26 protein-coding genes, 1 tRNA gene and 1 pseudogene are annotated in these 23,196 nt (G+C 68.4%); 9 read left to right on the top strand and 19 right to left on the bottom strand.

Annotated elements, in window-relative coordinates:
• Positions 1–121: 121 nt before the first annotated feature.
• On the top strand, positions 122–649 hold the full coding sequence (locus VHD82_RS00140) for an AAA family ATPase (protein WP_325695515.1): 528 nt from the start codon (positions 122–124) through the stop codon (positions 647–649).
• A gap of 5 nt (positions 650–654) precedes the next feature.
• On the opposite strand, the gene VHD82_RS00135 is transcribed toward VHD82_RS00140, so the two are convergent.
• From VHD82_RS00135 to VHD82_RS00120, 4 genes are all read right to left on the bottom strand, one after another.
• A complete protein-coding gene (locus VHD82_RS00135) occupies positions 655–954 on the bottom strand; it encodes a hypothetical protein (protein WP_325695512.1) in 300 nt (99 codons plus the stop codon).
• A gap of 10 nt (positions 955–964) precedes the next feature.
• The gene (locus VHD82_RS00130; RefSeq protein ID WP_325695508.1) at positions 965–1,546 is read right to left on the bottom strand and encodes a TetR/AcrR family transcriptional regulator; all 582 of its coding nucleotides are present in this window, start codon (positions 1,544–1,546) and stop codon (positions 965–967) included.
• A 50-nt stretch (positions 1,547–1,596) separates the two neighbouring features.
• On the bottom strand, positions 1,597–2,478 hold the full coding sequence (locus tag VHD82_RS00125; protein ID WP_325695505.1) for a HAMP domain-containing sensor histidine kinase: 882 nt from the start codon (positions 2,476–2,478) through the stop codon (positions 1,597–1,599).
• Positions 2,479–2,826: 348 nt separating this feature from the next.
• Positions 2,827–3,726, bottom strand: coding sequence for a LysR family transcriptional regulator (locus tag VHD82_RS00120; RefSeq protein WP_325695501.1), 900 nt, complete (start codon positions 3,724–3,726; stop codon positions 2,827–2,829).
• Positions 3,727–3,831: 105 nt separating this feature from the next.
• On the opposite strand from VHD82_RS00120, the pseudogene VHD82_RS00115 reads away from it, so the two are divergent.
• Positions 3,832–3,969 (top strand): annotated as a pseudogene (locus VHD82_RS00115) (CoA transferase subunit A); the annotation flags it as partial.
• Here the strand turns inward: VHD82_RS00115 and VHD82_RS00110 are convergent.
• Positions 3,950–4,102 carry a hypothetical protein gene (locus tag VHD82_RS00110; protein ID WP_325696164.1) on the bottom strand — a complete coding sequence of 51 codons (153 nt, stop codon included), beginning with the start codon at positions 4,100–4,102 and terminating at the stop codon, positions 3,950–3,952. The pseudogene VHD82_RS00115 and the gene VHD82_RS00110 overlap by 20 nt on opposite strands.
• Before the next feature lie 26 nt (positions 4,103–4,128).
• Between VHD82_RS00110 and VHD82_RS00105 the strand changes: the two genes are divergently transcribed.
• Positions 4,129–5,601: a 3-hydroxyacyl-CoA dehydrogenase NAD-binding domain-containing protein gene (locus tag VHD82_RS00105; protein WP_325695498.1), complete on the top strand. Its 1,473-nt coding sequence runs from the start codon at positions 4,129–4,131 to the stop codon at positions 5,599–5,601.
• Positions 5,602–5,629: 28 nt separating this feature from the next.
• Positions 5,630–5,881: an acyl-CoA dehydrogenase family protein gene (locus VHD82_RS00100; protein WP_325695495.1), complete on the top strand. Its 252-nt coding sequence runs from the start codon at positions 5,630–5,632 to the stop codon at positions 5,879–5,881.
• 71 nt (positions 5,882–5,952) lie between these two features.
• Here the strand turns inward: VHD82_RS00100 and VHD82_RS00095 are convergent, their stop codons facing one another.
• Complete coding sequence (locus VHD82_RS00095) at positions 5,953–7,173, bottom strand: MFS transporter (protein WP_325695492.1); 1,221 nt, start codon at positions 7,171–7,173, stop codon at positions 5,953–5,955.
• Positions 7,166–7,774, bottom strand: coding sequence for a helix-turn-helix domain-containing protein (locus tag VHD82_RS00090; protein ID WP_325695489.1), 609 nt, complete (start codon positions 7,772–7,774; stop codon positions 7,166–7,168). Before VHD82_RS00090 ends, VHD82_RS00095 begins: the two co-directional genes overlap by 8 nt.
• 128 nt (positions 7,775–7,902) lie before the next feature.
• Between VHD82_RS00090 and VHD82_RS00085 the strand changes: the two genes are divergently transcribed.
• On the top strand, positions 7,903–9,069 hold the full coding sequence (locus tag VHD82_RS00085; protein WP_325695486.1) for an acetyl-CoA C-acyltransferase: 1,167 nt from the start codon (positions 7,903–7,905) through the stop codon (positions 9,067–9,069).
• 4 nt (positions 9,070–9,073) lie between these two features.
• On the opposite strand, the gene VHD82_RS00080 is transcribed toward VHD82_RS00085, so the two are convergent.
• Both VHD82_RS00080 and VHD82_RS00075 read right to left on the bottom strand, forming a co-directional pair.
• Positions 9,074–9,451 (bottom strand): PPOX class F420-dependent oxidoreductase, encoded by a 378-nt coding sequence (locus VHD82_RS00080; RefSeq protein ID WP_325695483.1) that lies wholly within the window; start codon positions 9,449–9,451, stop codon positions 9,074–9,076.
• Positions 9,452–9,464: 13 nt separating this feature from the next.
• Entirely contained in the window at positions 9,465–10,058 is a 594-nt protein-coding gene (locus tag VHD82_RS00075; protein WP_325695480.1) for a dihydrofolate reductase family protein, read from the bottom strand.
• A gap of 91 nt (positions 10,059–10,149) precedes the next feature.
• Between VHD82_RS00075 and VHD82_RS00070 the strand changes: the two genes are divergently transcribed.
• Entirely contained in the window at positions 10,150–10,602 is a 453-nt protein-coding gene (locus VHD82_RS00070; RefSeq protein ID WP_325695477.1) for a helix-turn-helix domain-containing protein, read from the top strand.
• Positions 10,603–10,658: 56 nt separating this feature from the next.
• Here the strand turns inward: VHD82_RS00070 and VHD82_RS00065 are convergent, their stop codons facing one another.
• From VHD82_RS00065 to VHD82_RS00045, 5 genes are read right to left on the bottom strand one after another with little or no spacing between them, the layout of a single operon-like run.
• Complete coding sequence (locus VHD82_RS00065; RefSeq protein ID WP_325695474.1) at positions 10,659–11,984, bottom strand: MFS transporter; 1,326 nt, start codon at positions 11,982–11,984, stop codon at positions 10,659–10,661.
• A 32-nt stretch (positions 11,985–12,016) separates the two neighbouring features.
• Positions 12,017–13,420 carry an FAD-dependent oxidoreductase gene (locus VHD82_RS00060; RefSeq protein ID WP_325695471.1) on the bottom strand — a complete coding sequence of 468 codons (1,404 nt, stop codon included), beginning with the start codon at positions 13,418–13,420 and terminating at the stop codon, positions 12,017–12,019.
• Positions 13,417–14,196, bottom strand: a complete 780-nt coding sequence (locus VHD82_RS00055) for an SDR family NAD(P)-dependent oxidoreductase (RefSeq protein ID WP_325695468.1) — start codon at positions 14,194–14,196, stop codon at positions 13,417–13,419. The genes VHD82_RS00060 and VHD82_RS00055 overlap by 4 nt, the downstream gene beginning before the upstream one ends.
• Entirely contained in the window at positions 14,189–15,007 is an 819-nt protein-coding gene (locus VHD82_RS00050) for an SDR family oxidoreductase (RefSeq protein ID WP_325695465.1), read from the bottom strand. The genes VHD82_RS00055 and VHD82_RS00050 overlap by 8 nt, the downstream gene beginning before the upstream one ends.
• A complete protein-coding gene (locus VHD82_RS00045; RefSeq protein ID WP_325695462.1) occupies positions 15,004–15,450 on the bottom strand; it encodes a nuclear transport factor 2 family protein in 447 nt (148 codons plus the stop codon). The genes VHD82_RS00050 and VHD82_RS00045 overlap by 4 nt, the downstream gene beginning before the upstream one ends.
• Positions 15,451–15,558: 108 nt before the next feature.
• Here VHD82_RS00045 and VHD82_RS00040 point away from each other — a divergent pair, with 108 nt between their 5' ends.
• Both VHD82_RS00040 and VHD82_RS00035 read left to right on the top strand, forming a co-directional pair.
• Positions 15,559–16,248, top strand: coding sequence for an IclR family transcriptional regulator (locus tag VHD82_RS00040; RefSeq protein WP_325695458.1), 690 nt, complete (start codon positions 15,559–15,561; stop codon positions 16,246–16,248).
• Between the two features lie 102 nt (positions 16,249–16,350).
• A tRNA-Leu gene (locus VHD82_RS00035) sits at positions 16,351–16,434 on the top strand.
• On the opposite strand, the gene VHD82_RS00030 is transcribed toward VHD82_RS00035, so the two are convergent.
• From VHD82_RS00030 to VHD82_RS00015, 4 genes are all read right to left on the bottom strand, one after another.
• Complete coding sequence (locus tag VHD82_RS00030; protein ID WP_414637411.1) at positions 16,416–18,077, bottom strand: recombinase family protein; 1,662 nt, start codon at positions 18,075–18,077, stop codon at positions 16,416–16,418. The genes VHD82_RS00035 and VHD82_RS00030 overlap by 19 nt on opposite strands.
• 332 nt (positions 18,078–18,409) lie before the next feature.
• The gene (locus tag VHD82_RS00025) at positions 18,410–19,198 is read right to left on the bottom strand and encodes a hypothetical protein (protein WP_325695452.1); all 789 of its coding nucleotides are present in this window, start codon (positions 19,196–19,198) and stop codon (positions 18,410–18,412) included.
• Positions 19,199–19,814: 616 nt separating this feature from the next.
• A complete protein-coding gene (locus VHD82_RS00020) occupies positions 19,815–20,456 on the bottom strand; it encodes a class I SAM-dependent methyltransferase (protein ID WP_325695449.1) in 642 nt (213 codons plus the stop codon).
• 84 nt (positions 20,457–20,540) lie between these two features.
• Positions 20,541–22,103 (bottom strand): HD domain-containing phosphohydrolase, encoded by a 1,563-nt coding sequence (locus VHD82_RS00015; RefSeq protein ID WP_325695446.1) that lies wholly within the window; start codon positions 22,101–22,103, stop codon positions 20,541–20,543.
• Positions 22,104–22,196: 93 nt separating this feature from the next.
• Between VHD82_RS00015 and VHD82_RS00010 the strand changes: the two genes are divergently transcribed.
• Positions 22,197–22,757, top strand: a complete 561-nt coding sequence (locus VHD82_RS00010) for a VOC family protein (protein ID WP_325695443.1) — start codon at positions 22,197–22,199, stop codon at positions 22,755–22,757.
• A 149-nt stretch (positions 22,758–22,906) separates the two neighbouring features.
• Here the strand turns inward: VHD82_RS00010 and VHD82_RS00005 are convergent, their stop codons facing one another.
• On the bottom strand, positions 22,907–23,068 hold the full coding sequence (locus VHD82_RS00005; protein WP_325695440.1) for a hypothetical protein: 162 nt from the start codon (positions 23,066–23,068) through the stop codon (positions 22,907–22,909).
• Positions 23,069–23,196 lie beyond the last annotated feature (128 nt).

Here is a 23,196-nt window from a genome sequence, read left to right as displayed (position 1 = left end):
TCTTGCGGATCAGGAGTTTAGGCCGCTGGGCGGGGGTATGGCGACCCCTTCACCCGCCTGCGAGCGGGCCCGGGCGGCGATTCCGGAAGGCGATCACGGCCGCCCGCTCTAGACTGACCACGTGGCGGTGATCCTGGTGACAGGCATGTCGGGTACGGGAAAGTCGACGGTACTGGACCAATTGAAACAGCGGGGCTATCGAGCGGTGGACACCGACTACGGCGACTGGATCGAACACGTCCCTCGTCGCGACGGCGCCGGCGTGGAGCCGCAGTGGCGCGAGAACCGGATCGACGCCCTGATCACCGGCCACGAGCTGTCCGGTGAAGCGCTGTTCGTCGGGGGCACAGTGTGGAACCAGGCCAGGTTCCGTTCCCGGTTCGACGAGGTCGTTCTGCTCAGCGCGCCGATCGGGGTGCTGCTCGCCCGCATCGCCCATCGCGACACCAACCCCTTCGGGAAGACCGCCGGGGAACGCGATCGGATCGTGGCAGACGCGGCCGCGATCGAGCCACTGCTCCGGTCATCGGCCACGGTGGAAATCGACACCCGAAGGCCACTCGCGGACGTGGTGGGCCGGCTGACGGCGCTGGCCTGCCCACCACCGGCCGGCGTCCATTTTGGACGCCACGCACGGGGTTCCGCCTGAGGGGATCACGACGTGGCCCCGGGTTCGCGCCGTCCGAAAGCACCCGGGCCGGCGTGGAACAGGCCAATCAGCAACACCCCGACCGCGATCGCGCCGAAGCTCCACGCCGGATGGCTCGCCGGCCCGGCGAAGGCGCCGATCACGCCGGCCAGCACGAGCCCGGACCAGCCCGCGATCAGGTTGGGCACCGGCCCGTTGCCGGTCAGGTTCGGGTAGCGTCGGCGGGTGAGCCCGCGCAGGAAGTGCGGCAGCGCGTTGCCGCCGACCACCCCGGCCAGCAGACTGAGCAAAACGGTGTGCCACATGGGAAACTCCTCATCTCCGGGCGTGCTGATCGAGCAGGGGAAGCAAAATCTCGTCCACGAGGTGCCGGATGAACCGGTCGTCGAGCGATTCGCCGGTGACGAACAACCGGGAGAACAGCATCGCGGAACTGATCTCCGCGAAGAGCCCGTGATCGAGGTTCGCCGGCAGGTCACCGCGCCCGGCCGCCCGGTCGAGCACCGCACCGAACACCGCGCGCTTGTCGTCCACGACCTGGCCGCGCACCGCCTCGGCGAGGCCGGTGTCCCGGCGCATCGCGGCCAGCAAACCGAACAACAGCGCGGCATCCTGACCCCTGAGGGTCTCCCGCATCAGGTCCAGCACCGCGATCAGGTCGCCACGCAGCCCGCCGGTGTCCGGCGGCACGAGCGTGCCGGCACGGGCCCGCCGTTTCACAGCGCTGACCACGAGTTCGGCCTTACCGGGCCAGTGCCGGTAGATGGTCGCCTTGCTGGCCCGCGCGTGCGCCGCGACCGCGTCCATCGTCAGCGCGTCGTAGCCCTTTTCCGCCAGCACGGCCAACGTCGCGTCGAGGATCGCCTCCTCGCGCACCACACCCCGGGCCACCGTCACCTCCTGAAGTGAACGAAACTGTTTCGTACAGTATCAGAAGGGTGCCGGCGTCAGTAGCGAATCCCGCCGCGCGTGGGCAGGCGGACGCTCACCCGGAGCCCGCCGCGGGCTCCGGGCCCGGCGCGCACGGAACCGCCGTGCCCGGTGGCGATCGAGCGCACGATGGACAGCCCGAGCCCCGCGCCTGCCGTGTGCGAAGCGCGCTCGGGCCCGGCCCGGCGGAACGGTTCGAACAGGCCCGCCACCACCTCGGCCGGCAGCACCGGCCCGGTGTTCTCGACCACGAGCTCACGGCCGAGCCGCACCAGCACCACTCCCCCGCCGGTGTTGTACAGGATCGCGTTCCGCACCAGGTCCGTGACCAGCCGTTCGAGCAGAACCCGTTCTCCCGCAACGGTTTTTTCCGACAAGTCCGCGGACAGGGTGACGTCGCGGGCGGCAGCTTCCGCCGACAGTTCAGCGAGCACGCGGGCCGCCACCTCGTCGAGCCGGACCGGCGCGAGCACCGACGGCCCGTCGTCGGCCCTGGCCAGCATCAGCAGTCCGTCGACGACCCGCTCGATCCGGTCGTTGGCCATCAGCAACTGCTCGCCGAGACGGTGCATTTCGGTCCCCGCGCCGGCCTCGATCATCGCGACGTCGACGAGGGTGCGCTGCACCGAGACCGGCGTGCGCAGTTCATGCGAAGCGTTGGCCGCGAACCGGCGCTGACCCTCCCGCGCGGCGGCCAGCCTGCGCCGGATGCCGCGCCGCAGCAGCACCCAGCCGAGCAGGAGCACCGGAATTCCGCTCAGTGCCAGCGAAATCCCGGCCAGCCACGGATGACGGTCCACAATGGACCGGACGAGCGCGGGCACGCAGAGCGCCGGCAGCAGCCAGAGCACGGCCAGCACCGCGACAGCGGCGAACAGGCGCACCCGCCGTCCGGTCATGGCCGCCCCTCCCTCCGACTCGTCCAGCGTGCGCCGAGACGCGTAAGCAAGGGATAAGGGAACCGGGGGTGGCGAGCGGTCCCGGGTGCCGGGGCATTGGGGGAGTCCGCACCGGAGAGTGGGACCGCTCGCCCGCCCGGCACTTCGAGGGGGAGTAAGCGCCGGGCAAGCACCTCGACTTCAGCGTACCCCTTTTTCCGCGATTCAACTCCGCCGTTCACCGGCGGGTATCGCGGCGGCCTCAGAACCGGGTTTTCTTTACGGCAGTGGGTTTTTCCCGCACGTGCAGGCGACCGTGCAGCCGCGCAACAACCGCCTCGGAAAGCGCTTTCTCGGGATATTTGGCGGTCATCGTCTCACCGGGGTGGGCAGGGCCTGTTCGGCGATGGCGAGCACGGTGTGCAGTGCGGCCGACGGGTTGTCCGCGCGCCACGCGAGCGCCGCCTGCAGCCGGACCTCCGGACCGGCGAGACGCCGGTACACCAGGCCGGTCTGCTGGATGTGCTGGCAGGAGGTGAGCGTCAGGGTCACGCCGACACCGGCGGCCACCAGTGCCAGAATCGTGTACGAGTCCGGGGCTTCCTGCACCATCCGCGGACTGAACCCGGCCGCCGCGCACACCCGCGTCGTCGCGTCACGGACGGTCGAGCCCGCGTTCGCGGGGAAGCTGACGAAGGGCTCGCCGGCCAGGTCTTCCACCGCGATCTCGGTGCGCCGCGCCAGCGGATGGTCCGACGGGAGCGCGCAGAGCATCTCCTCCTCGTCGATCACGCGCGTCTGGACCCCGGGCCGGTTCACCGGCAGCCGCACGAACCCGAGATCCAGCGAACCGTCCGCGACCCGGTCCAGCGCGACGTTCGCGTAGGTTTGCCCGCGCAGCACCAGTTCCAGCCCCGGATGCGCCGCGCGGACGGCGCGGGTCAGCAGCGGCAGGCTCTCGTTGCTGGACGCGCCGGCGAACCCGACGGTGACCCGGCCGTACTCCCCGCGCCCGGCGGCCCGCACCGCGCGGGTGGCCACCTCCAGGTCTTCGAGCACCCGCTGCACCGGCTGGACGAACGACTCCCCCGCGCTCGTGAGCCGGACCGAACGCGTGTTGCGCTCGAACAACTGCACGCCGAGTTCCTTCTCCAGCTGGCGGATCTGCTGGGACAGCGGCGGCTGGGCCATCTGCAGGCGTTTGGCCGCGCGGCCGAAGTGCAGCTCCTCGGCGACGGCGAGGAACGAGGTCAGATAGCGCAGCTCCACGATTGTTTTCCTCTCCGTCTTGATCTGACCTGTATCTAGTATTGGACAGTAATCAATGGTTTTGCCACGGTGTAGAGGGGACCCAGCCGAAGGAGGAGCACGGCGATGCGGCCGGACAAGACGATGACCCTGCGGGAGGCCGTCGCCCCCTTCGTCCGGGACGGGGACACCGTCGCGCGGGAAGGGTTCACCCACCTCATCCCGGCTGCGGCCGTGCACGAGATCATCCGCCAGGGCCGTTCCACCCGCTGCGTTCCCACGCCGGCAGCGACGTCCCGAAGATCAACCCGGACATCCGCAAGCTCGGCATCCTGGCCTGCCCACCGGCGCGGAGCTGCGGCAGGTGGGTGAGGATGTCGATCGGGACCGGGTTCACCCGCGCTGAGGAAGTGAGGAACGGCAATGCGAATCAGGATGATCGGCACCGGGGTGATGGGCCGCGGCATCGCGCAGTGGGCCGCCACCGCCGGGCACTCCGTGGAACTGTCCGACGCGCGCCCCGAGTCGGTCGGCGAGGCGGTGGAGTTCATCCGGTCCATGCTCGACCGCGCCGTGGGCAAGGGCCGCACCAGCGCCGAGGACGCCGCCGCGATCGCGAATCGCCTGGTGCCGCTGGCTTCCCCGGGCGAGCCGGGTGACGACGTGGATCTGGTGATCGAAGCGGTGCGCGAGGATCTGGGCACGAAGGCGGAGCTGTTCGCCGAACTGGAGCGGGTGCTGCCGGCGTCGGCCGTGTTCGCCACCAACACCTCCTCGCTGCCGATCACGCAGATCGCCGCGACGCTGAAGGACCCGTCCCGGCTCGTGGGCCTGCACTTCTTCAACCCGGCCCCGCTGATGAAGATCGTCGAGGTGATCCCGGGGACCTTCACCCGGCCCGAGATCGTCCGGCAGGTCAGCGAATTCGTGCGCGCGAGCGGGCACGAGGCGGTCGTCGTCTCGGACACCCCGGGCTTCCTGATCAACCACGCCGGGCGCGGCCTGGTCACCGAGGCGCTCGCGCTGCTGGAGGAGCAGGTCGCGGAGCCGGCGGTGATCGACCGGATCGCGCGCGACGTGCTGGGGCTGAAGATGGGGCCGTTCGAGCTGATGGACCTCACCGGGCTCGACGTGACCTCGGTGGTGATCGAGTCCATCTGGGAGGGTTTCCGCTTCGCCGACCGGTTGCGCGCCTCCTACCTGACGCCGAACCGCGTCGCGGCGGGCCTGCACGGCCGTAAGACCGGTCGCGGCTGGTACGACTACCAGGGCGAAAACCCCGCCGAAGGCACGATTTCCGGCGACGCGACCCGTCCCGTGTGGTCGCCGGACGCCTCGGTGCGGGAGGCGCTCGCCGCAGCCGGTGCGACGGTCTCCGAGGGCGGCATCGTGCTCGTGCCGACGTGGGGCACGACGGTGGCTTCGGCCATCGCCGGCCAGGGTCTGCCGAAGGACCGGTCGTTCGGTGTCGATCCCCTTTCGCTGGCTACCGACAGGCGCGTGCTCGCCGTCACCCCGGCGTCCGACGTGGTTGCGGCCCGCGATGCGGCGGCCGTGCTTTCGTTGGGCGGCAACAAGGTCTCGGTCGTCCGCGACACCGCGGGCGGCGTCGCGCAGCGGCTCGTCGCGTCCATTGTGGGCGTCGCGGCCGCCATCGCCGAGCACGGCATCGCCTCCCCCGGCGACATAGACCTCGGCGTCACCCGTGGCCTCGGCTACCCGGTCGGCCCGCTGGCCTGGGGCGACCGGATCGGCGCGGAGCGGGTGCTGGCACTGCAATCCGCGCTGCACGAAACGCTCGGGGATCCGCGCTACCGCCCGACCCGCTGGGTCACCGAACGCGCGCAGCTCGGGCTGCCGCTCACCGCCGCCGGCGTCTCCCCCACCGACGTCTAGCAGGAGCTTTCCCGCCCGCGACTGCGCCGTGCGCGGCATCGTTTCGGTGTCGCGCGGACTGGGCGCTGCATCGCGGGCCGCGACAACGTCCGCGTACCCGACACGGCGCGCCGCGGACGCTGCCGTGGACGTGCAGAGCGCGCGGCTGCTGACCCACCACGTCGCGCGCATGGCCGACGCCGGCGTCGCGCCGACGGACTACGCGACCGACGCGAAGTACCAGGCGAGCGAGACAGCGGTGCGCGTGACCGATAACTGTCTGCAGGTCTTCGGCGGGTAGGGATTCATCGACGAGTACCCGGTGGGCAAGTACGTGCGCGATGCCCGCGTCCTCACGCGATCTGACCGGCATCAACGCGACGACGTGACACCGGGCCGGTCGAGTTGGCGCCAGGCGGGGAAAACGAACGGGGCGAGCGTCACGACAAGCATGGCCGCCCCGCACGCGAGCAACGCCAGGGTGAGGCCCGTTCCGGCGGTGAGCGCGCCGCCGAGCAACGAACCGAACGGGATGCCGGTCCACGCGCTGGCCTTGATCGCGCCGAGCACGCGCGCCTGCAGGTGTTCGGGGATCCGTTCGTAGGAGACGGCGCCGATGATCGGGTTGTTCACTCCCCCGGCCAGCCCGGCCAGCCCGGTGATGACGAGTACCGGCGCCAGGGTGCCGAATGCCGCCATGGCAAGGAATGGTGGCGCGCCACCGAGCAGGTAGCCGAGCGAGAAAATGGCTCTGCGCGGCAGCCGGTGACCGATCCAGGCCGCGAGCAGCACACCGAGCAGCGCGCCGATATTGCTTGCGCCGCCAAGGAAACCGACCGACGCGGGGTCATGCAGCCGGTCGCGGATCCAGACCGGCACCAGCACCGACAGCAGCGCCTGGTCGAGGAGGTTGGTCGCCGCCACCAGCACCACGATCCCCAGCAGCAGCCGGTCGGTCCCGATGAACCGCAGCCCCTCGCCGAGCCCGGCCAGGAAGCCGCCGGGCCGTTCACCGGAACCGGCGGCGGGAACCAGCACCATGACCGCGACGGCCGCGACGCCGAAGGTGATGCCATCGACGAGCACCGTCGCCGGCGCACCTGCACCGGCGACCAGCACACCCGCCAGCGGCGTACCGAGCAGCAGCCCGGTGCGGCCGGCCCCGGAGTACAAGCCGGCGGCACGTTCGAGCGGCACGCCACCGAGCTTGGCCATCGCCGGCACCAGCGGCCCCGTGGCAGTGTCCGCCATGCCTCGCACCGCGCCGCCGACCGCCACCAGCACGACCAGGACACCGAAGGACAGTCCACCTGCGGCGTGGAAAACCGGGATCGCGCACACCAGCACGCAAGCCACGGCATTCCCCAGCACGCACCCGCGCTTGGCGCCGATCCGGTCGACTACCGGCCCGGCGAGCACCTGCAACAGGACGTACGGCGCCATCTCGGCGAACCCCACCACCCCGGTTCGGCCGGCGCTGCCGGTCGTGCTGAGCACCAGCCAGGGAATCGCCAGTGCCGACATCGCCGTGCCCGCCACCGAAACCCCGCACGCCAGAACCAGGGAGAACAGCGGGGCCCGCCGCTCAGTCACGTCTGCTCTCGTCCGGCAACAGCTGGAACTGGAAGTACGCCCGCTCGGTGCCTTCGCGCGGGCCGGGGTCGCCCTGCGTGCGCCGATACGGCGCCACCACGGCGTTGATCTGTTCGGCCAGAGCCCTCGCCTCGTCCCGGGTCAGGCGCACCGGCCAATAGCTCAGCGTCCACGGTAATTCGGCCAATTCCTCGCGCCTTGCCGCGAAGGTGTCGATGAACGCCACCATCCGCCGGTACATCTCGTCGGCATCCATCCGGACGAACCGCTCGGCGTCCTCGACGCTCTGCTCGTCGCCGGGATCCCCCGGCATCCGGAAGGTGAACGACGTGGAGCGGTGCACCGCCCGCCACCACCGGTCCCGGGCATTGCCCCGCTCGGTGTCCTCGGCGATGAACCCGTGTTCGGCCAGCACCCGCAGGTGGTAGCTGGCCACGCCGCTGGACTGCCCGATCCGCGCGGCCAGGCTCGTCGCCGTGGCCGGGCCGTCCTCCTGCAGCAGTTGCAGCAGTTTCATCCGCACCGGATGCACCAGCCCGCGCAGCCGGCGCGGCGTCAGGATCAGATCTTGAGCGGGGTCCAGCCACTCCGGCAAGTTCATGCCCTCCGACGATAGAACCGCAAAGAAGTTTTCGCAAAGGAATCTTTGCCGTCTGGCGCACAGTAAGTTGTCAAATCCAACTCAGCCGGTGTATACCCATAAGTAACCACTCTCTTCGAGGAGGAGTCATGCGGGAAGCGGTGATCGTCGACGCGGTGCGCACGCCGGTCGGCAAGGGCAAGCCCGGTGGCGCGCTCTCCGGGTTGCACCCGGTGGACCTGCACGCGCACGCCATCCGCTCGCTACTGGAGCGGACCGGGATCGACCCCGCGGCGGTCGATGACGTGATCAGCGGCGCGGTCGGCCAGATCGGCGAGCAAAGCGGCAACACCGCGCGCTGGGCCGCGCTGTCCGCAGGGTTGCCGGAGTCGGTGCCCGCGGTCACCGTCGACCGGCAGTGCGGCTCGTCCCAGCAGGCGATTTCCTTTGCCGCGCAAGGAATCCTGAGCGGCGCCTACGACGTGGTGATCGCGTCCGGCGTCGAGTCGATGAGCCGGATCCCCATCGGCAGCCAGACGGCGGGCAAGAGCATCTTCGGCGAGGGAATCACCGAGCGCTACCCCGAGGGCCTCGTGCCGCAGGGCATCAGCGCGGAGCTGATCGCCGACAAGTGGCACCTCTCGCGCAGCCGGCTCGACACCTTCGCCGCCGAAAGTCACCACCGCGCGGCCGCCGCGTGGGCGGACGGCCGGTTCGCGGACGAGGTCTCGCCCTTGCCTCAACTGGCCCAGGACGAGTCGGTCCGCCCGTCGACGTCGGTCGAGGTGCTGGCCGGTCTCAAACCGGCGTTCCGCGCCGACGTCTGGGAGCAACGTTTCCCGCAGATCGACTGGCGCGTCACGGCCGGGAACTCCTCCCCCGTCAACGACGGCGCCGCCGCGGTGCTCATCACCAGCCGCGAGACGGCCGAACGTCTCGGCCTGCGCCCGCGCGCCCGGATCCACTCGCTGGCCGTCGTGGGCGACGATCCGCTGTTCATGCTGACCGGCGTCATCCCGGCCACGGAAAAGGTGCTCCGGCGGGCCGGACTGTCCTTTTCGGACATCGACGCGTTCGAAGTCAACGAGGCGTTCGCCAGCGTCGTACTGGCCTGGCAGGCGGAAACCGGCGCAGATCTCGCGAAGGTCAACGTCAACGGCGGCGCCACCGCCATCGGCCACCCACTCGGCGCGAGCGGCGCCCGCCTTATGACCACCCTGCTGTCGGTGCTCGAACAGACCGGCGGCCGCTACGGTCTGCAGACCATGTGCGAAGCGGGTGGCCTCGCCAACGCGACGATCATCGAACGGCTCTGACCGCTCAGCCCGCGCTCTGCCGGCCGGGCTCGATGAGGGCGACGACCCGCTGCTCGGCGCGAGAGTAGGGGCCGCCGATGTACTTCGTCGAAATCCGGTCGACGATCTCCCAGGCGGCGTCGCCCTCGATCCATTCGACGACACTGCCGCGGATGACAACAGGCTGGAACGGGTTCTCGGCCGGCGTCAGGGAAAGCGCGACGCGCGGGTCGCGGCGCAGGTTGCGGGCCTTGACGCTGTCCGGGCCGGTGAGGATCGCGATGTGGTCGCCATGCGTGCCGATCCAGACGGGCACGGAATGCGGGGCGCCATCGGGCAGGACGCTGGCGACATGGGCGATGGGAGTGCCGTCGAGGACGCGGCGCACGGCAGGCTCGAGCATGGTCATCTCCTTCTCACTTCTCGATCGCGTAGTGCAGGTGCGTGACCCCGGGCGCCGCGACGCTGTCGACGAGGCGGAGCCGCACCTGCTCGGGTAGCGACCGGAAGAAGGGCCTGCCACCGCCCAGCAGGACCGGCACTTGGTGCAGGACCACCTCGTCGACGAGCCCAGCCTTGAGCGCCTCGGACACGACGCCGCCACCCATCAGGCCGACATCCTTGCCCCCGGCCGCCTCCCGTGCCGCCGCGATCGCGTCCTCGATGCCGGTGGTCACCAGGGTCTGCCGCTCGGTGATCTCGGGAGCGGGCCGGTGGCTGAGCACGACCAGCCGGGCGGCCGGATGCGGGCTGCCGCCGCCGAAACGGCCGGAGTCCTCATAGGTGTTGCGCCCCGCCACCACCGCGCCCACCCGTGCGGCGAGCGCGTCGAAGACCCGGGCGCTGGGCTCGCTCAACCGGAACCCGTCGAACACCTGGCTCGACGTGTCACCGTCGAAATACCAGTCGAAGAGGAACCCGGCATCGCCGAGCCCGCGCCCGGGGCCGGGCTCCCGGCCGGTGATGTATCCGTCGACCGACACCGCGTGGGCGCTGAAAACCTTGCTCATCCTCGCGACCCTTTCTGGAGTTCCTTCAGGAGACTCCAGAACCGTAGCAGTGTTAGTTCCTTCAGGGAACCCCAGTTGCTAGACTGGGGTCATGCAGCGCACGGACTTCGGCAAAATGGCGTGCTCCATCGCGCGCACGCTCGACGTCATCGGGGAACCCTGGTCGCCGCTGATCCTGCGCGACGTGTGGGTCGGGTTCGGCCGGTTCGAGCAGCTCCAGGCGGATCTCGGGATCTCGCGCAAGGTCTTGACCGAGCGGCTGAACCACCTCGTCGGCCACGGCGTGCTGGAGCGAAAGCCTTATGACCAGCGGCCGCGCTACGAGTATGTGCTGACGGAGAAAGGCGCCGAACTGGTCGATCTGCTGATGGTCATGGCCGGCTGGGGGGACAGATGGCTCGCAGGCAAGGCCGGCCCGCCCGTGCTCTACCGCCACCACGCCTGCGGCGAGATCAGCGGGGTCGACCTGCGCTGCACCTACTGCGGCGAGCCCATGCACGCCCACGACGTCGACCCGCTGCCCGGCCCCGGCGCGGCCGCATAGCCAAGCGGAAGGGGGTGCGCCCGCCCGGAACGCACCCCCTCGCCGCACCGCACCCATCACCGGGTCGCGCCCACCTCCACGCCAGGCTCCGGCGCGTCGCTGCGCTTGTCGCGCGGCACCTTCAGGAACGCCAGCATGATCGCGCACACGACCAGGCAGCCGACCGGGAAGTACAGGCCCGCGGACACGTTGTTCACCGTCGCGCTTTTGCCAATCACGTACGGCCCGAAGAACCCGCCCAGCGCCGCGATCGAGTTGATCACCGCCAGCCCCACCGCCGTGTGTTCCTTCGACATCACCTTGGCCGCCATCGCCCAGTACGGCGCCATGTAGCCGAGCACGCCGATCGCCACCAGCGACAGGCAGGTCAGCGCCACCACGGGGTTGTGCCGGAACCAGATGGTGCCCAGCAACCCGATCGCCGCCAGCAGCATCAGGAAGATGACGTGGTTGCGCCGCTCACCCGTGCGGTCGGACGTGCGCGCCACCACGAGCATCCCCACCGCACCGACGAGGAACGGGATCGCGCCGAGGAACCCGATGTTGGTCGAGGAATACCCGGAGTCCATCTGCTTGACGATCTGCGGCAGGAAGAACGTGAACCCGTAGAGCCCGCACGCGGCGAAGAAGTTCGCCACCGCCAGGTACAGCACCTTCTTGTCGCGCATCACCCGCAGCTCGCCGAGCAGGCCGCCCTTCTGCTCCGGCTCGTATTCCTTGTTGATCTCACCTTCGAGCCACGTGCTCTCCTCTCGGGTGAGCCATTTCGCCTTGCTCGGCACGTTCGGCAGGTAGATCAGCACCACGATGCCGATCGCCACCGCCGGGATGCCCTGCAGCAGGAACACCCAGCGCCAGCTGGAGAGCCCGGCCCAGTGCACGTGGTCGAGGATCAGCCCGCCGGTCAGCGAACCGATGATCATCGCGACCGGCTGCGCCAGCGCCAGCCCGGCGATGGCCCGGCCGCGCTCGTTGCCCCGGAACCACAGGGTCAGGTACAGCAGCAGCCCGGGGAACAGGCCGGCCTCGGCGACGCCCAGCAGGATCCGGGCGATGTAGAGCTGCGGGATGTTGTGCACGAAGCCGGTGGCCGCGGTGACGATGCCCCAGGTGATCGCGATCCGCGCCAGCCACAGCCGGGCGCCGACCTTCTTCATGATCATGTTGCTGGGGATCTCGAACACCACGTAGGCGAGGAAGAAGATCGCCGACGCGGTGCCGAAAACCGCCGTCGTGATCGCCAGCTCGTGCTGCATGCCCAGCTGCGCGTAGCTGATGTTCGACCGGTCCATGTAGTTGAACACGTACAACAGGCCGACGAGCGGCAGGATCCGGCTCGTCACCTTGCGGATCGTTCGTCTGCCGAGCTCGGTGTCTTCCATCGTGGTTTTCTCCTCGTCGTTGAGTCTGGTGGTCAGCGCGCGGCGTTGCGGCCCGCGATGCGACCCATCGTCAATGCGTTGGCGACCGCGTTGCCGCCACCGACGTAGCGCAGCCCGAGCACGCCCGCGCCGGCCTCACCCGCGGCGAACAGGCCTTCGATGACGTCGCCGTTCTCGTCTCGCACGGCCGCGTTCTCGTCGATCTCCAGCCCGGCGTGGGTGCAGACCAGCTCCGCGGGCAGGGTGCGCACCGCGTAGAACGGCGGTTCGCCGATCGGTCCGGGGTTCTCCGTCGAGCCCTTGTTCGCCAGCGTCCGGTGGCGCAGGAATTCCGGGTCCTCGCCGAGCGGCAGCTGCTCGTTCCACCGCCGGACGGTGGCGGTCAACGCGGCAGGCGGGACGCCGAGCTTCCCGGCCAGCTCCTCGAGGCTACGTGCCCGGATGGTGCATCCCGCTTCTGCCTCCGCAGCCACGACCTGGGCGTTCCAGTGTGCGTAACCGTCCGGAAGGGACAGCCGGGCCCGTTCGTCGAAAACGGACCAGACGGTGCCGCCCTGCGCGTCGATGATGCCGCCGGAGACCGCGTAGGAGGCGTCCTCGTCCATGAACCGCCGGCCGTGCTCGTTCACGTAAATGCGCGACTTCGGCGGGAAACCGGACTGCCAGTGGTGCAGCCGCTGCAGGTACGCCGTGGGCATCAACAGCCCCCAGCCGTCCCCGGCCAGCGCCGCGCCGGCCTGCTCACCGAAGCCCAGGTGGTCGCCACGGCTGCCTTCGGCGGCGACGACGAACAGGTCGTCGCCCGCCCGCAGCGCCGCCGGGTAGTACTTCGCCAGCAGCTCACGGTTCTGCGCGAACCCGCCGCTGGCCACGATCACAGCGTTCGCCCGGACCTCCAGGTCGTCCGCGACGACCCCGGCCACCCGGCCGTCTTCGACGATCAGCCGCTGCACGCGGGTGTTGAGCACGACGTCGACCTTGTTCGCCCGCGCCGCCTTCGCCAGCACCTGCACGAGCCCGTAGCCCTGGTCCTTCGGCACGTGCCCGCGCCAGACATCTTCCACGCCCGCCTGGCAAAGCCCGGGCATATGCGCGTTGCTGGACACCTTCGCGGGGATCTCCACACCGAGGCCGATCAGCCATTCCAGCGTCGGGCCCGCGCCGCGGCAGAACGCGGACACCAGGCCCGGCCGCAGCACCCAGTGGTTGAGATCCATGTAGTGCTGGAAGAACCTCTCCGCCGAGTCCTCGATCCCGAGTCCCTTTTGGACACTCGTGCCCGCGGCGGTGAACAGCCCGGCCGACAGCTGGGTGGATCCGCCGAGCTCCTTTTCGGACTCGAACAGCAGCACGCTCGCGCCGTTCTCGGCGGCCGACACCGCCGCCGAGAGCCCGGCGCCACCGCCACCGATGACGATGACCTCCACGTCGGTCATGACAAATCCCCTCCGGCGCCGGCGATGATGCGGTGGTACAGCCCGTTGGAAACCAGCCCGCCGTCGACGGTGACCTCACTTCCGTTCATGTAGCTGGAGCCGTCCGAGAGCAGGAACAGCACGACCTTGGTTATCTCCGCGGGTTCGGCCAGCCGGCCCGCCGGGATGCTGGCCAAGGCGGACTCCACGAAGGCGTCCGCACCGGCGAGCAGCGCGGTGCCGACGAGGCCGGGGTGCACCGAGTTGACCCGGATCCCCCATTTCGCGAAGTTGCCCGCGGCCGATTTGGACAGTCCGGTCAGGCCCCACTTGCTCGACGAGTACGCGGGCGAGAAGTACCCGATCTGTCCGGAGATCGAGGAGATGTTGACGATCGGACCGCCGCCGGAATCCCGCATCAGCTCCGCCACGGCCTTCATGCCGTAGAACGGGCCGGACAGGTTGATCCGCAACACCTGTTCCCAGACCTCGTCGGTGGTGTCAAGGAATTCCAGCCGTCGCGAGATGCCGGCGTTGTTCACCAGTCCGCCGAGTTCCCCTTTGGCCGCACGGATTTCCGCGACGACGCGAGCCCATGCGGCAGGGTCGGTCACGTCGAGCGTGTGGGCCGAAGCGGAACCACCGGCGCTGGTGATCTCCTCGACCACCGGCGTCGCGTCGGCGACATCGGCGAGGCAGACGTGCGTGCCCTGGGCCGCGAGGGCGCGGGCGTGGCTCGCGCCCATGCCCGCCGCCGCGCCGGTGATGAGCACGACGCCCGGGTACTGCTCAGACATGCCGGGAACCACCGTCGACGGCGATGCTGTGGCCGGTCACGTACCGGGCGCTGTCGGAGAGGAGGAACAGCATGGGGCCGACGACCTCTTCGGGCGAGCCGAGGCGGTGCAGCGGGACGGCGTCGAGCGCGTGCTGCAGGGCCTGCGGGTCTTCCTTCACCCAGCGCGTCATCTCGGTGTCGATGTAGCCGGGGGCGATCGAGTTGACCCGGATTCCCTTGTCCCCCAGCTCGACGGCGAGCGATTCGGTCAGGTGCGCCACGGCGGCCTTGGAGGTGCAGTAGGCCCCGCGGCCGCGGCGGACGCGGATCGCCGACACCGAGGACATGTTCACGATGGCGCCGCCCGGTTCCATGTGGCGGGCCGCGGTCTGCGCTCCGAAAAGGACACCCTCGACGTTGACCGAGAGCGTCGCGTTGATCTGCTCGGGCGTGATCTCCTCGGCCGGCGCGAACGGGAAGATGCCGGCGTTGTTGATCCAGTAGTCGATGCGGCCGAACTGCGCGAGCGCGAGCTGGGCGACCTGCTCGTGCTCTTCCGGCTTGGTGACGTCGATCTTCGCGGCGACGACCTGCCCTGGTTTGTCCTGTGTGGACAGTTCCGCGTTGAGTTCTCGCGCGGTGGCCTGCATTTGCTCTTCGTTGATGTCCGCGCCGACGACGTTGACCCCGCGGGTGGCCAGCGCGGCGGTGAAGCGGGCGCCCATGCCCCGGGCGGCTCCGGTGACGACCGCGGTCTTGCCCGCGAACTCGGGGTGGACGACGGTCATCGGCTCGTGCAGTACGCGGCCAGGCCCGGTGGGCTCACTCATTTTTGTTCTCCTGACTGGGAAACGGGCTCGTCGTCGCGGCGGACGTCCCGGCGCCGGACGCGCCAGTGCCCGTCGAACGCAAGCTGGTCGGTGATCGTCGTCTGCCGCACGAGCCGGGATTGCCCGCCCGCCGGCGTGTGCACGATCTGAAGGTAGGCCCGCACGGTGGCGGTGACGGCGTCCGCGGATTCGACGTACACGTTCGTGAGCACGTGGCGCGTGGTCCCCGCACCGGCGAAGAACCGTTCGGCGAAGCGCGTCAGCTCCGCGGTCCCCACGACTGGCGCCGGGTAACTCGGCGAATGGAACTCACCGGCCGCGGTGAACGTGCCGGCCCAGGCCCGCGCCTGCCCGTCGTCGATGAAATGGCTCTGCGCGCCGTAGAGCTGATGGATGCGTACCAGCGTCTCAGTGCTGACGTCAGCGATGACATCAGTGGTCACGACTACCTCCGGGGCTTGCACACCCGCTTTGGTGTGCTATTATCGCACATAGTGTGCGATCTACGGAAACAGTAGGTCGCGGTCGATGCTTGCGTCAAGGGGAGGGCCATGCCTGCCGTCGAGCTGGACTCGGGGATGTCGAAGACGCTGCACAACGGTTTGCAGGTGCTGGAACTGCTGGTCGCGCACCCGAAGGGCATGTCGCTGACCGAAATCGCCGAGGCTGTGGGTGTGCACCGGACCGTGGCGCACCGCCTCGTGCGGACACTGGAGGCGCATCAGCTGTGCCGGCGGGACCAGTTCAAACGGATCTCACTGGGCACGGGCCTGGTGCGCCTGGCCGAGCCCGTCGAACAGGACCTGAGGACGCTCGCCCGCCCTATCCTGGAAGAACTGACCGACGCGACCCAGGCGACCGCGCACCTGGTCGTACGGGAGAACGAGGAGCAGGTGCGGATGCTGATGATCGTGGAGCCCCATCAGGCGCGGATGCACGTGAGCTTCCGCCCCGGCCAGATGGACCCGATCGACCGCGGCTCGGCAGGCCTCGCCATGCTCGCCGCGCTCCCACCGGTGAAGGGTGAGCGCGAAGAGGTCACCCGCGCCCGCGAACGGGGTTTCGCCGTGTCCTACGGGGAGATCGCACATGGGATCGTCGGCATCTCCGCCATCGTCCCCCGATCTCGCGCGGAGCTGCCCATCAGCATCGGCCTGTCCCTGTTCGAGGCCCCCGACGAGGACAAACTGGGCAACGCCGTCGTCGAGGCCGCCACCCGCCTCGCGGCCCAACTCCGCTAACACTGCGTGAGCGACCGGGCTTATATCGCAACCGTCCGCAGCTACGGACACGCACCCCCGGTGCAACGGCCTCCGGGGATCGGTTACTCTGTTCCACAGCAAGTCCGAGTGGCGGAATGGCAGACGCGCTAGCTTGAGGTGCTAGTGCCCTTAACGGGCGTGGGGGTTCAAGTCCCCCCTCGGACACACGCACTATCTACACGGGGACTGGCTGTCGCATAGACAGCCAGTCCTTTTGGTTCGTAGCGAAGTTCCAGGTTCAGCGCCCGATACAGCCTCTCCAGGCTGGCCGGTTTCGCATCGGTCAGCAGAGCGGCCACGTCACCGAGCGAATCGATCATCGCGTAGACCTCCGCGTCGTTCACGGCGGCTGCGCGGGGCATGTTGTCGACCTCCACACGCGCGGCCGCCCGCTCAGCCTGTACCTGATTGATCGCCTCGACCAGCGCCGCCGGGTCGACACCGGACGCGATCGCCGCTTGATAGCGCTTCAGCCGGGCCTCAGCATCCGCCAGACAACGCTTCGCCACTTCGCGCGCGCCCGCTCCGGCGCCACCGTCGCCCTGAGACTCGACCAGCGCGGCAACGGTCCGATCGACGTTGTCTCGGTCGAACAACAGACCGATCCACCCGTTCAGGGCCTCGACCACGACATCCTCTCGCAGGTTGACCGTCTTCGGATGGCTCGCGAGCATCGCTGAACCAGGCGCGAGAGTCCGGGAGGTGCATCGGTAGTACGCGCCTTTGCGGATGGTGGCTCCCTGCATCTTGCGCTGACAGACACCGCACCGGACAAGTCCCCGCAGCAGGTACGAGCGCGCCGTGCTCCTCCCACCTCGATCAACCTTGCGCGCCGTAGCCAAACCACCCGCAGACTTGGACCGCCTCAGCAATTGCGTCTGCGTGAACTCCTCAACCGAGACAACCGCGGGGTGAGCCTGCTCCCGCGAGCGGACCACCCGATCGGGATTGGACCGCCGAAACCGGACCACATGACCAGCCGCCACGTCCTCAGGTTCAAGGAGCGTCTCGTGCTTCGTCCACCGCCCTAAGAATGCGTACCCCGTATACCGAGGGTTCTCCAAGATCGCCCGAACCGAACTCCCCTGCCACCCATCCGCCAACCGATGCCGATTCTGATCCGGCCGCCGCGCCGAAGGACACGGAATCCCATCCCGATTCAGTCCATTCGCGATCGCCCGATCTCCCTTGCCCTCCAAGTACTCCGCGAACATCCGCCGCACTGCCTCGGCGGCCGGCTCATCAATCGCCAACACCCGCAGCCTGTATCCCTCTGCCGCCTTCCGCGGATTCGGATGCGGCCCGCCATCAACCGTCACGTACCCGTACGGCGCCCGGCCGCCCTGATGCCGCCCTTCGTTGATCACCTGCGCATCCATCGCCGCACGCACCCGGGCCTGCACATGCTGGCGCTCCGACTCACTCATCCCACCGAGGACGCTCATCAGCATCTTGTGCGACGGATTCCGCGCATCGAACTTCCCACCCAGCTCCGGCACCCAAAGGTCCACTCCATAAGCGGCAAACTTGGGCGCTATAAGCGAAAACTGGTTCCCGAACCAACACCGCGTGCCCTCACCAACGACCACGGCGCTCCACCCGCGGCGCGAGTCCTTCAAGGCCGCGAGAAGCCGCGCTGCCTCCCCTCGGCGCTCCCACGGGACCGACCGCGACTGCCCGATATCGAAGAACTCCGCAGCAACGACACCGCCGAGAGGTTCGACGAACTTCTGCGCGTTGCTCAACTGCCAGCCGTGCGACGTCTCCGGGTCCTGGTTCTCCTCAGTCGAGCACCGTCCATGGAAGATGTCTCCATGTCAGCGGCCGTTCCGCCAGCATTGGCCAAACGGCCGAGATTGATCTCAGTCGCTTCGCTCTGCGGCCACCAGCCAATGCCCGAGGTCGCCCTCAACCGCGCGCAAGACTCACGAACTGAGGTCGTTGGAGTCTTCGAACTCCAACGCTCGACCAGCGCTGTCCAGGAGCTCTGCATATGTCAGGACATCGATCCTGCTCAAGTGGCTCGCGTAGGTGCGCAGAGTTTCGTTTATCTGCCGTGCGTCGATCTTGGGCTGGAACAAGGGGTGCCCGATCACGACCGTCGCGAACGATCGCCTGGTCTCCACACCGAGCGTTTCGGCTATCTCGCCGGCCTGAGGAGCGGGATGTCAGCCTCCATACCAAGCGTCAGCCGTCGCCGGGCAAGTTCGCCGACGTATTTTCCTCCGAAGATCCACCATGACCCCGACAAGGCCCTCCGGATGTGTTCCTCCGAGCTGTAGCGGTTCTCGACGGCTTTTTTGATCTCTGCTAACTGGCCTCGACGGCGCGTGATCTGTGCAGCGGTCAAGATGGCGTCGACATCCGGCAATTCGAGCAGGTCGTCGAGTGGGTGCTTGCTCCCCTTGAAATGATGGACATAGTCGACTCGATCGGCCAAAACGTCGACTATCCATGCAGCGATATCCGACCGTATCCGAAAGGCGCCGTAGTGGCCCACGCGTCTCGCGCGGGCGAAGCGCAACGCTCTGTGACCGTGTTGAGCAAAGTAGTTCCTGACGTCTTCCCCTGACGCGCCGGGGTGTTCCGTGAGGTATTCCTCGATCTCCTGGGCGGTGAAAGCCTTTACGCCACTCACAGTGCGTTCGAGCATCTGTAGATCATCTTGCCCGTTTCCGGAGTAGAGTGGATACCTACTGGCCAAGTCCTGCTCTAGCACGGTGCCGTTCGAGTAACCCAGGGCATCCTTCAATCCCTGAGTGGTGTGCTCATCATTCCGTTCTTGCGCAGTCCGCCGAGCGAACTGTAGGAGATCGAGTAGTTGTCGTCCTTCCCGATACGGGCTCATGGTCCCCATGTGCTCAAGTACGTCCATAACAGACTGAGCAATCTCGTCGCTGTGCGCGCGCTCGTGAATCGCCAGCAGCAAGTACTTGAGTGTCGAGTCCGATCTGATGCGCATCGCCCGTTCCGGTGTGTGCGGCAACTGCTCCGTTGTGTGGACTCGCGATTCCTCGGCCGGACTGTTGAGCGCCCAGTAACTTCGCCGAAGCGACAGGTTGGGCAGCGTCGCGGTGCATTTCCGGCGAGAGTGTCGTCACGTCGTGTTCGAGCCACTATCGTAGTGCCGTGCCCTGCTCGCCGATCCATGAGACGGCGGGACAGCCGAGAACGGGGTCAACGTTGACTTCCGCTCGCGTGCTCAGCCGTTGAATTCGGCAGCTCGAGCCGTGTGGTTAGTGCGCAAGTCCCCTCGGACACTCTGTTGTCGTGCACACGCGACGTATGACGTATCCAGTGGACCGGTGGTTGAAGATCTTCGACCACTGGTGTTCTGCGTCCGTGCGCGTTCGCGGTGCCTTCGGGCGGTGGGCCCGATGACCGCGGGAATCCTTGATCCGGTCCGGTTCCGGCCACCATCGCCGCCACCCGCGGCGGCGGCTCCGGCTCGCCGGCCGCTGCCGCTCCCGGCGCTGCCGGAACCGCGGACATCGCGGGTGGCCTTCAGCGTCGGCGCCCCACCGAACAACAGCAGTGAAACGGCGTCACCCGGCCGAAGGCACGCCAGCGTGGCACACGGCTGACCCCGTGATGCCCGGTCGGACGAACGAAGGCGATTTGGGCATCGTGAACCGATCCACGTGATCGACGGTGAAGCCCGCCTCCCGGATCGATGTCAGGGTCGGCCGGTTGCAGTCGCAGCGCACCAGGAGCCGGTTCAGCCAATTCATCCGGTCCTGCAGCCGGGCGACTTCGGGCTCGTCCGACCTTACGTGTTCCAGGAACAGCAGTCGGCCCTCCGGGCGCAGCACACGCCGGATCTGATTGACCGCGCGCTGCTGGTCGCTCACGCCGCACAGTACGAGCGTCGAGACGACGGTGTCGAAGGTGTGATCCTCGAACGGGAGGTCTTCGGCCGGCGCCTGCAACACGGTCACCGGACGATCCGCCGCTTCGGCGTGTCGCTTGAGCCGCCGGAGCATCGAAGCGTCCGGCTCGGTGATCGTGATGGACCGCACCTGCGGACCGTAGGCCGTGATGTTGGCCCCGGTTCCGCCACCGATTTCCAGCACATCCCCGCTCGCGTCGGCGAGCAGCTTCCGGCGCAATTCGGCCAGCAGCAGCTTCTCTGTCTTCGCCATGAACCGGTCGTAGGTGGCGGCGAACAACGCACTGTGGATTCCCATGTCTGCCTCATCTCCTCGTTGCGGATTCGTCGACGTTAGGTCGGCGGCCGGGCTCGGACATGAGGCAGTTGCCCCATTCGCAGGTCAGTGGTCGAAATCAGTAAGGAGCCCGTGGCGCACCGCGAAAAGACTGGCGCCGGCACGGTTCGTCGCGTCGATCTTGGCGTAGATGTGCTCGACGTGATTGCGCACGGTTTTGGGCGAGATGACCAGGCGCGTGGCGATCTCCCGGGTGGGCAGGCCCCGGGCCACCAGGCGCAGTACGTCTATTTCGCGCTGGGTAAGCCGAGCGGGTCCGTTCACCGTGCGCGGCACCCGGTGGCCGGCCGCCTCCAGCACAGCGTCGACCGCTCTCGCGTCCAGCCGGCCCGCCGTGGCCTCCGTGCGGAGGAAGGCCGCGGCCGCCGGCGGGCGCAACGCCGGCCGGTGCGGGCGCTCCTCGATCTTGGTCTGGTACGTCTGCGCCGCCGCGAGGATCCGTCCGGGCAGCGAGATCGCCGCGGCTGGCAGTTGCCGGGGATAGCCCGAGCCGTCGAGCTTTTCGTGGCACTGTATGGCAACGGCGCCGATGGGGGCGAGCGTGGGTGACTGCCGGAGCATCCGCTCGGTCAGGTAGGGATAGAGCCGGACCCGTTCCAGCTCACCCGGCCCGAGGCGACCGGTTTTGTCCCAGATCGAGTTGGACACGCCGAGCCGGCCCCATCCGTGGACGAGCGCCGCGCGGCGCAGTAAGTCGACGTCCGCCGCGGGGAGGGCCAGCCGTTCGCCGGCCGCGCCCGCCAGATGGGCGACGCCCCGGGCGTGTCCGAGCATGAACGGCGACTTGAGATCGACGAAGTCGGCGATCGCGAGGAGCGCCTGGTCGAACTCCGCGTCCGTCATCCGGACGCCGAGCGCCGGCTCGGCGTCGATCACCGCGTCCCAAGTCTGGAGTGAATCGAGACCGTCGAGAACGGCTGCACCATCGGAACACAGCATGTCCGCCAGCTTCGGGTCGAACTGGCGGCCCGACCGCTTCCGGGCCAGCTGCACCGCCGCGTCCAGCCCGCCGACCCGGTGCGCGACCTCGGTGAACTCCGCGAGTTGCGCGAGCCGTGCGGCGATCGGCACGTCGGCGCCGCGGAGTGTGCCCGGCCAGCCCTTGCCGTCCCACTGTTCGTACGAGGCGCCCACGGATTCCTGCACCGCGGGCGGCAATCCCAGCTGCTCAGCGAGTGTTCGCGCTAGCCGGGAGTGGTTGCTGATCAAGCCGGTGAAATCGTGCCGGCCCGTGACGACAAACTCCAGGCCGAGCCGGAAACGGTGCAGCACCGGCTGGCCGGCACCGAAGAGCCGGAGCGTCGCTCTCGCGTCGGCGAGGCTGCCGATTTCGTATTCGTACTTGCCACCCTTGAGGGCGATATCGTCGCTGAACCATTTCGCCTGCTCGTGCGCGTCCGAATGGCAGCCGACGTTCACCAGCAACGCCGTGTAGTACACGACCAGCCGGTCCGACTCGGCCAACCCCACCCGGTCGGCGAGCCGCAGCGCGATCAGGCATTCCCGCAGGACGTGTTCCATCGGCTGGCCGAACCCCAGGTCGACGCCCAGCGACAGGGCGGCCACCAGTTCGGCGAGCCGTACGCGAGCTGCGCTGTCCCTGCTCACAGGGCATACGTTACGCGTGGTGAGTGCGAACGGCGTACGGTCGCATCAACGCGGCCACCGCACATTCGAGGACCGCCATGACGATCGACATCGATGCCATCAACCAACGATCGCGACGAGATCAGGCGGACCTACCTGGCGGAGTACGGCTCGCGCCCGCCGACGACCGCCCGGGGCATGCATCACATCGCCCTCCTGTCGTCGGACGTCCGGCGCACGATCGAGTTCTACCAGCGTCTCCTGGAGTTCCCGCTGACGGATATTTTCGAGAACCGGGATTACGCTGGATCGAATCACTTTTTCTTCGATATCGGCGGCGGAAGCCTGCTGGCGTTCTTCGACATGCCGGGGCTGAACCTGGGCCCATACGCGGAGGTGCTCGGCGGGCTGCATCACCTGGCGATTTCGGTGGCCCCGGATCGCTGGGAATACCTGGGCGGCAAACTCGACGCCGCGGGCGTGGAGTATCTGCTGGAGACCAACGTCTCCCTCTACTTCCGTGCCCCGGACAGGACCGGTCCGAGCGATCCCCGCATTGCTCACCAGGACATCGAGGCGGCCGAACAGCTCGACCGCCGTGGTGCTGTCCCGCATCGGCGCGATGCGACATGTGGGACGCATCCGCCGATCGAGCCGTCCCGATCCCGCCCGTAAACGTCAAGAACCTTCGCGCAAGGCGAGCCGTAGGGATAGGGCACACGACCCCCTCGGACACGCAGACTATTCACCCGTTTCATCGGTTGGATAGTCACATCAGCGGCGGTCGTCTCGTGGTCGTAGCGAATCTCCAGGTCAAGGGCCTCCTAGAGGCTTGCCGTCTTCTCCGGCTTGCACCCGTTGAGAGCTGTTTCCACGTCACCGAGTGAGTCGATCGTCGCGTACGCCTTGGCGTCGGTCACCGGGTTCGGCTCCGGCGCGTTCTCCGACTCCGCCCGCGCGGCTGCCCGCTGGGCGGAGATTGCCATGAATTTGCAGCTGTGGCAGCGATCCGTCGATCTCGCCGGGGACGATCGTCTCGCCGACAAGGACCAGGGTTCCGGCGATCCGGCTCGGCATCGCGACCACGTCTTGCGGTCGATCAGCCACCGGCCGA

Source organism: Amycolatopsis sp., from assembly GCF_035546795.1.
In the GTDB taxonomy this organism is placed as follows: domain Bacteria; phylum Actinomycetota; class Actinomycetes; order Mycobacteriales; family Pseudonocardiaceae; genus Amycolatopsis_E.
Note: the sequence above shows the minus strand (reverse complement) of the source record. Positions and strands in the feature narration are given on the sequence as shown.

Excerpts from the sequence above, each read along its gene's own strand:
- VHD82_RS00135 (WP_325695512.1), bottom strand. The coding sequence starts at position 954 with ATGTGGCACACCGTTTTGCTCAGTCTGCTGGCCGGGGTGGTCGGCGGC.
- VHD82_RS00125 (WP_325695505.1), bottom strand. The coding sequence starts at position 2,478 with ATGACCGGACGGCGGGTGCGCCTGTTCGCCGCTGTCGCGGTGCTGGCC.
- VHD82_RS00105 (WP_325695498.1), top strand. The coding sequence starts at position 4,129 with ATGCGAATCAGGATGATCGGCACCGGGGTGATGGGCCGCGGCATCGCG.
- VHD82_RS00090 (WP_325695489.1), bottom strand. The coding sequence starts at position 7,774 with ATGAACTTGCCGGAGTGGCTGGACCCCGCTCAAGATCTGATCCTGACG.
- VHD82_RS00085 (WP_325695486.1), top strand. The coding sequence starts at position 7,903 with ATGCGGGAAGCGGTGATCGTCGACGCGGTGCGCACGCCGGTCGGCAAG.
- VHD82_RS00080 (WP_325695483.1), bottom strand. The coding sequence starts at position 9,451 with ATGCTCGAGCCTGCCGTGCGCCGCGTCCTCGACGGCACTCCCATCGCC.
- VHD82_RS00075 (WP_325695480.1), bottom strand. The coding sequence starts at position 10,058 with ATGAGCAAGGTTTTCAGCGCCCACGCGGTGTCGGTCGACGGATACATC.
- VHD82_RS00070 (WP_325695477.1), top strand. The coding sequence starts at position 10,150 with ATGCAGCGCACGGACTTCGGCAAAATGGCGTGCTCCATCGCGCGCACG.
- VHD82_RS00065 (WP_325695474.1), bottom strand. The coding sequence starts at position 11,984 with ATGGAAGACACCGAGCTCGGCAGACGAACGATCCGCAAGGTGACGAGC.
- VHD82_RS00060 (WP_325695471.1), bottom strand. The coding sequence starts at position 13,420 with ATGACCGACGTGGAGGTCATCGTCATCGGTGGCGGTGGCGCCGGGCTC.
- VHD82_RS00055 (WP_325695468.1), bottom strand. The coding sequence starts at position 14,196 with ATGTCTGAGCAGTACCCGGGCGTCGTGCTCATCACCGGCGCGGCGGCG.
- VHD82_RS00050 (WP_325695465.1), bottom strand. The coding sequence starts at position 15,007 with ATGAGTGAGCCCACCGGGCCTGGCCGCGTACTGCACGAGCCGATGACC.
- VHD82_RS00040 (WP_325695458.1), top strand. The coding sequence starts at position 15,559 with ATGCCTGCCGTCGAGCTGGACTCGGGGATGTCGAAGACGCTGCACAAC.
- VHD82_RS00020 (WP_325695449.1), bottom strand. The coding sequence starts at position 20,456 with ATGGGAATCCACAGTGCGTTGTTCGCCGCCACCTACGACCGGTTCATG.
- VHD82_RS00010 (WP_325695443.1), top strand. The coding sequence starts at position 22,197 with ATGCCATCAACCAACGATCGCGACGAGATCAGGCGGACCTACCTGGCG.
- VHD82_RS00005 (WP_325695440.1), bottom strand. The coding sequence starts at position 23,068 with ATGGCAATCTCCGCCCAGCGGGCAGCCGCGCGGGCGGAGTCGGAGAAC.